The following is a 6683-nucleotide window of genomic DNA, read 5'->3' as shown; positions in this document are numbered from 1 at the left end:
CCTGAACAGCGAGCAGATCAATGGTGTTATCAGAACGAAGTGGTCACCGACGCAAAGTAGGCGCGACCCGATTCGTTGTAGGTCTGGGCCCCGGCTTCATCAGCGTTGCCCTTGCGGTACAGCTGTTTGTCGAGCAGGTTGTTAATGCCCACCCGCACACTTAGATTTTTATTGAACTCGTAACCACTGCTCAGCCCTACCAAACCATACGGATCGACCGACTCCTGCACCGATTTGTCGAGTGGCTCGTTGGCGCGCATGTTGTATTTCGGTGCTTCCTGTTTGCCGTAATAAGTGCCGCTGACTTGGAACGACAACTTTTCAGTCGCGTACCAATCCAACGTGGTGTTGAGCGTGTACTTGGGAATGATACTCAGTGGCTCGCCGGTTTTCTTATTTTTGCTGTCAATCATGTAAGTCAGGTTGGTGTTCCAGTCCAGATCATCGCGCAGCGTGACAAACAGGTTGCCTTCGATCCCTTGCACAATGGCCTTGCCGCTGTTTTCCCACTGCAACACACGGCGCCCATTAGGTAGGCGGAACGCCGACTCATTGCTGGCATCCACCTTGTTTTGGTAGTCGTTACGAAAGTACGTACCGCTCGCACGCCACGTGCCTTTATCAAACGCCAGACCGATCTCTTTGTTGATGCTGATTTCAGGCTTTAGGTCTGGGTTACCGACCAAGTAGCAACCGCCTAAGTTGACCTCGACCGAGCTGCAACCGTTACCGCGGCTGTACAACAGGTAGTTGGGGTTGGACTGGTACAGGTTCGGGGTTTTATAGGCCCGTGCGATACCGCCCTTAAGGCTCAACTCATCGGTGATCTGGTGCGAAGCGTTGAGGCTTGGGCTCCAGTTGCCGCCAAACACGTTGTGATGGTCGTAGCGCAAGCCCGGCGTGATGATGGTCTTGGCCCCGGCCTCAATGTTGTCTTCAACGTAAAACGCATAGCTATTGGCGGTGGATTTGGTTTGGCTGCGATTAGTCCCCGGAATAGTTTCAGAGCCGTCCGCACCTGGGTCCCAGCTTTGCGGACGCAACGAACCTGGATCATTGAGCGACTCATAGAGATATTCGCCGCCCAGTGTCAGCACCTGGTGGGTCAGCATCTCCAGCGGTAAGTTAACTTCCGCTTTAGCACGGGTGTTGCGCAAGCGCGACTCAAAGCTGCCGGCCGATTCTGACGGTGCACCTTCACCGTAACCCGCAAGCCCTTCGTTCAAACGCTGGTTTCGGGTCAAATCGTGGCTCAGCGTGGCGGTGGTTGAACCCCAGTCAAACGAGCCATTGTGGGTGGCCGAGAAGGTGCTGCGCTGCAACACGCTGGTTTCCTTGCCGTACAGGCTTTCAACAAAGTCACCACCGCTGTTGAGCATGGTGTCGCCGGCGTAGATATTGCCTTGGCGGCTGTAACTGGCTTCCAAGTCTAGAGATTGCTCCGGGGTGAACTGCCAGCTCAGCAAGCCGTTAATGTCTTTGTTACGCACACCTTCACGCCCCGCCACCACGCTGCCTTCATACGCCTGTTGAGCGGTGTTGATGCGGGCGTCATCGGCGTCGGTTTTACTCAAACCGCCATACACGCGGAACACCAACTCATCGGTCAACGGGCCACTGAGATTAAAGTTGGTGCGCTTGCTGATGCCTTCGGCGCTGTCATCCGGCGACAGGTAATAGGCGGTCAACGAACCTTGGAGCTTATCTGTTGGACGCTTGGTGATGATATTGACCACCCCGCCCATCGCGCCCGAGCCGTAACGGGCGGCAGCCGGGCCACGAAGAATTTCAATACGTTCAACTTCTTCGGCCGGTACCCAGTTGGTTTCACCACGGGTATCACGGTCGCCACTCCAGCCGTAACGTTGAGCGTTACGCGACGTCGACGGTTTGCCGTCGATCAGGATCAAGGTGTTTTCCGGGCCCATGCCGCGCAAGTCAATCTGCCGGTTGTTACCGCGAGCGCCACTGGAACTGTTACCCGTGAGGTTGACCCCAGGTTCACGACGAATAATGTCGGAGAGGTCATTGGCAGGCGGACGCTTTTTGATGTCTTCAGCGGTGATGATCGACACCCCCGGAGCCTGCTTCAGTTCTTCGGCGGCGGTGCCCAATACGCGGGTTTCTTCCAACTGCAACGCCTGCTGGCTGCCATCTACCGGTAAGTCGCTAGCCGCTACGGGCACTTCATCGCGTTCACGCTCCAGCGCGTCGGCAAGTAAGGTGGGCGAAGCGAGGGCGGCCACGATAGCCAGTGAGAATTGACTGCGTTTGAATCGAGACGACATGTCCAGTTGATCCCTTAACAATGGAGTGTGCTCTGTAGGCCAAAGGCTGGAATGGCGTAAGCATTCTCCCGGCGCTGCAGCGGCGACAATAATAACTATTCCCAAATGAGAGTAAAGCGCGAATGACAATTAAACTCATCTTTTGTTCCATCCTCGCTATTGATCTAGAGCCTTGTCCCGCAAGAAACCTGTAAAAGCGGTTGCTAACTGGGCCTCTTATTGAGAAAAATCCGCCTTTTCCCTTGCCATTGTCTGAGACCACCCACATGAACACCGAACTGCACATCACCGACCTCGTCTTGGGTGAAGGCAAAACCTGCGTCAAGGGTGCGTTAATCACCACCCAATACACCGGCTGGCTCGAAGACGGCACGGTATTCGACTCCTCGTTTGAGCGCGGCAAACCCTTCCAATGCGTGATTGGCACCGGCCGTGTCATCAAAGGGTGGGACTTGGGCCTGATCGGCATGCAAGTCGGTGGCAAGCGCGAGCTCAAGGTGCCCGCGCACTTGGCCTATGGTGAAAGAAGCATGGGCGCGCACATCAAACCGAACTCGAACCTCAGGTTTGAGATCGAACTGCTGGAAGTGCTGACCCGGGACGATTAACCCGTTAGTACACCGATCTACTATTTGGGAGTTAGACGCGAGTGAAACGATTTTTCAGGCAGTTTTTGGTGCTTTCTTTGCCTGTGGTCATAGCGGGTTGCAGCAGCCACAGTACCCAAACGCTACCCAGTCGCACGCCCGCAGAGGCGCGTGCGCGGCTAGTGCAACTACTGCCCGTTAGCACTCAGGATCAGTCAGGTTGGGCCACTGACATTTACGCCGCCTTCGCAGCACAAGGGCTTGAGCCGACTGACGAAAACCTGTGCTCGGTGCTGGCCGTTACCGAGCAGGAATCAACGTTTCAGGCAGATCCGCCGGTACCCAATCTGGCCAAAATTGCCCGCAGTGAAATCAATCGCCGAGCGGGCAAATTGCACATCCCTGAGTTTATGGTTCGCAGCGCGCTGAATATCACCTCGCCGAACGGCAAAACCTATAACCAGCGTCTGGACGCAGCCCGTACAGAAGGCCAACTTAGTGCCATTTTTGATGACTTTATCGGCATGGTGCCGCTGGGCAAGAACCTGTTTGGCAGCCTAAACCCGGTGCACACCGGCGGGCCAATGCAAGTCAGCATTGCGTTTGCCGAACAACATGCACAGGACTACCCCTACCCGATTCCCGACTCGATCCGACACGAAGTCTTCACCCGTCGTGGCGGCATGTACTTCGGTATCGCCCATTTGCTCGGTTACCCGGCCGACTACACGCAGTCGCTGTATCGCTTTGCTGACTTCAATGCGGGCTGGTACGCCAGTCGCAACGCCGCCTTTCAACATGCCTTGAGCCAAGTGTCTGGCATTGATTTGGCACTAGATGGCGACCTCACCATCCCTGGGTCTTATGCGCTGGGCTCGACTGAGCGTGCCGTACGGGTAATGAGCAAACAGTTGGGTTTGAACAACAACCAAATCCGCCAGCAGTTACTTAAGGGCGAGCGTCTGGAGTTTGATCAGACCGAGGTGTACCGCAAGATTTTTGCGCTGGCTGATCGCCAACAGGGCAAGCCGTTACCACGGGCCGTGCTGCCAGGTATTACCCTGAAAAGCCCGAAGATCACCCGCAATTTGACCACCGCTTGGTTCGCCCAGCGTGTTGATGAACGTCATCAGCGCTGTCTACGCAAAGCCACGTCGCTGCCCACACGGTGAAGGGCTTTTAGTTCATATGCGGACAAATTATTTGTAATTATTCAGATGCGGAGTAAGCATCAGGTATCAACGTTTTGGAGGCCATCATGCATTTAGTCGCCCACAACCCTCAGTCCGATGTCACCAGCGGTGATGCGGGCCGCGTGGCCTTAACCTTTTTCTTTAATCTGATGGGGCACTGGGGCTGCACTAAAGATCAGCCCTGATTAACAGCGCGTTCCCACCTATTTCAGTGTTTGAAGACACCCTAGATCCAGCCGACCTAGACATGGCTTTCGCCCTCGAAAGCCTGACCAATGACCGCTTGCGCGACCAAGCCGGCGCCCTCAACCGCATGCATCCGCACGATCGCCTGTGCGGTGAAGGCTCGACCTCGATAATGGCCGCCTTTACTCAAATCGGTCGCGCCAGCCGTTTTACTGATGGCACTTACGGCGTCGTGACGCCTCGATGTGGGGCTTGCTGTACAACAGCGTGCGCCTTGACGGCCATGAGTGCGTGGCGGCTTTTCGCCCACCCGCGCTCTCGATTCCAGTGCAAGGCTCGCATTTTCGCTATGTCTGGGATGACAAACAGCAAGCGATTGCTTGGGTGCTGCAAATGAGCGAAGTCAAGTTCTAACCCGTTTACTACAAAACGTGATGCCGGGGGTTTATTTACCCCTCACAAGTCGCCTATCTTCAGTGCATGGCCGAAGTGGATGAGCAGGACCGGCGCGGGCGCCTTATTAGCCCCCCTTTCTGCCTTAATCCAATAAAAATCGGAGCCACCATGACTGAACGTTGCAACTCTTATTACACAGCCACCCTCACCCACGAAACCGACTACCCGACGTTACAAGGCCAGCACCGGGTCGATGTGGTGATAATCGGAGGCGGGTTCACCGGCGTAGCGACTGCGCTTGAACTGGCAGAAAAAGGCCTGAAAGTGGCCATCGTCGAGAGCAACAAAATCGGTTGGGGCGCTACCGGGCGCAATGGCGGCCAAGTGACCGGTAGCTTGTCGGGCGATGAGGCGATGCGCAAACAGATGCGCCGCCGCTTGGGCAGCCAAGTCGATGACTTTATCTGGCACCTGCGCTGGCGCGGGCACGAGATCATCCAGCAGCGGGTCGAAAAATACGGTATTGACTGCGACCTCAAGCATGGCCATTTGCATGCAGCCTACAAGCCCAGCCATATGCAAGGCTTGCGTAAGGATTACGACGAAGCCGTACGCCGTGGCATGGGCGAAGATGTGTCGTTACTGGACCGCAGCCAAGTACGCGACATTCTGCAAAGCGACCTCTATGACGGCGCCATTAAGAACATGCGCAACATGCATCTGCACCCGCTCAATCTATGTATTGGCCAGGCGCGGGCAGCTGAGAGCCTAGGTGCGTTGATCTTTGAACACAGTGAAGTGCTGGAAATCATCCATGGCGACACCCCCGGCGTGCGTACGGCGCAAGGGCGCATTGACGCCAATCAGGTGTTACTGGCCGGTGACGTTTACCACCGGTTGGAACCGGGCAAACTCAAGGGCAAAATCTTCCCGGCCATGGGCGGGATCGTAACCACCGAACCCTTGGGCGATTTAGCGCGGCAATTAAACCCAGAAGATCTGGCGGTGTATGACTGCCGATTTGTGCTCGATTACTACCGCATGACAGCCGATGGCCGCCTGTTGTTTGGCGGCGGCGCCAACTACAGCGGCAAAGATTCACGGGACATCGCAGCAGAATTACGCCCGTGCATTGAACACACCTTCCCGGCGCTTAAAGGGGTGAAAATCGACTACCAGTGGAGTTGCGCGATGGGCATCGTGATCAACCGGATCCCCCAACTGGGCAAACTCTCGGACAACGTGTGGTACTGCCAAGGCTATTCAGGCCACGGTATCGCCACCACCCACATCATGGGTGAAATCATGAGCCGTGCGATCACCGGTCAGTTAGAGCAATTTGACACTTTCGCTGGTTGCCAACACATCCGCGTACCGATGGGAGACGTCTTCGGCAACCCGATGTTGGCGGCAGGCATGTGGTATTACCAGATGCTTGAGCGATTGCGTTAAGTACCCGCGATCTATAAAAGATCAACAGATCGCAGCCTTCGGCAGCTCCTACGGAGTGTGCGGGTGTTCACGCGGGCAGCTTTGCCATTGGCATTGAATCTGACGAGTACTTGTAGGAGCTGCCGCAGGCTGCGATCTTTTGATCGTTACTTCGTCAGCTCCTGCGCGTCTCTATCAGACGGTGTACTGCTTGAACAATTCTTCTTTGATGATCAGCAGCGCGTCTTCGTAGTAGCGCTCGCCGCGGGCTTCGCTGAGCAATACCGAGCGCACACTGCCTTCACCTACGCTGGGGATGTGTTCGCAGGTGAGGTAGAACTCGGCGGTTTCAGGCTTGAACTCAAGGTAGTAAAACAACTCACGGCCTTCACGGTGCCAATAACCTATTTCTCTGCGCATGGGGTTCCTCGGTCAATAATCTGTGCAATACGCTCCAGCGCCTCTTTTAAGCGCTGCGCACTGGGGGCTGCCGTCAAACTGACGCGTACCGCATTAAGGGCGCTGGATTTAACCGCAAACACCTCCGCCGAGACGACCTCCACGTCTACCTTGCGACACGCGTCAGCCAGTCTGAGCTCACC

5 protein-coding genes and 2 pseudogenes are annotated in these 6683 nt (G+C 55.8%); 4 read left to right on the top strand and 3 right to left on the bottom strand.

The window, feature by feature from the left end; genetic code table 11:
- Nucleotides 1-29: 29 nt before the first annotated feature.
- Entirely contained in the window at nucleotides 30-2288 is a 2259-nt protein-coding gene (locus tag AQS70_RS06670) for a TonB-dependent siderophore receptor (RefSeq protein WP_055102103.1), read from the bottom strand.
- Nucleotides 2289-2554: 266 nt separating this feature from the next.
- On the opposite strand from AQS70_RS06670, the gene AQS70_RS06665 reads away from it, so the two are divergent.
- The 4 genes and pseudogenes from AQS70_RS06665 to AQS70_RS06650 all read left to right on the top strand — a co-directional run bounded on the left by AQS70_RS06665 (nucleotide 2555) and on the right by AQS70_RS06650 (nucleotide 6102).
- The gene (locus tag AQS70_RS06665) at nucleotides 2555-2896 is read left to right on the top strand and encodes an FKBP-type peptidyl-prolyl cis-trans isomerase (RefSeq protein WP_055102102.1); all 342 of its coding nucleotides are present in this window, start codon (nucleotides 2555-2557) and stop codon (nucleotides 2894-2896) included.
- A gap of 41 nt (nucleotides 2897-2937) precedes the next feature.
- Nucleotides 2938-4047, top strand: a complete 1110-nt coding sequence (locus AQS70_RS06660; protein ID WP_055102101.1) for a DUF1615 domain-containing protein — start codon at nucleotides 2938-2940, stop codon at nucleotides 4045-4047.
- Nucleotides 4048-4249: 202 nt separating this feature from the next.
- Nucleotides 4250-4668 (top strand): annotated as a pseudogene (locus tag AQS70_RS06655) (RES family NAD+ phosphorylase).
- A 150-nt stretch (nucleotides 4669-4818) separates the two neighbouring features.
- Nucleotides 4819-6102: an NAD(P)/FAD-dependent oxidoreductase gene (locus AQS70_RS06650; RefSeq protein ID WP_055102100.1), complete on the top strand. Its 1284-nt coding sequence runs from the start codon at nucleotides 4819-4821 to the stop codon at nucleotides 6100-6102.
- 174 nt (nucleotides 6103-6276) lie between these two features.
- On the opposite strand, the gene AQS70_RS06645 is transcribed toward AQS70_RS06650, so the two are convergent.
- Complete coding sequence (locus AQS70_RS06645; RefSeq protein WP_055102099.1) at nucleotides 6277-6501, bottom strand: hypothetical protein; 225 nt, start codon at nucleotides 6499-6501, stop codon at nucleotides 6277-6279.
- Nucleotides 6486-6683, bottom strand: a pseudogene (locus AQS70_RS23930) (PLP-dependent aminotransferase family protein); the annotation flags it as partial. The gene AQS70_RS06645 and the pseudogene AQS70_RS23930, both read right to left, overlap by 16 nt.

It is taken from the genome of Pseudomonas endophytica (assembly GCF_001411475.1).
GTDB lineage: Bacteria > Pseudomonadota > Gammaproteobacteria > Pseudomonadales > Pseudomonadaceae > Aquipseudomonas > Aquipseudomonas endophytica.
The sequence above is the reverse complement of the archived record's forward strand: the minus strand, read 5'-3'. Positions and strand labels throughout refer to the sequence as shown.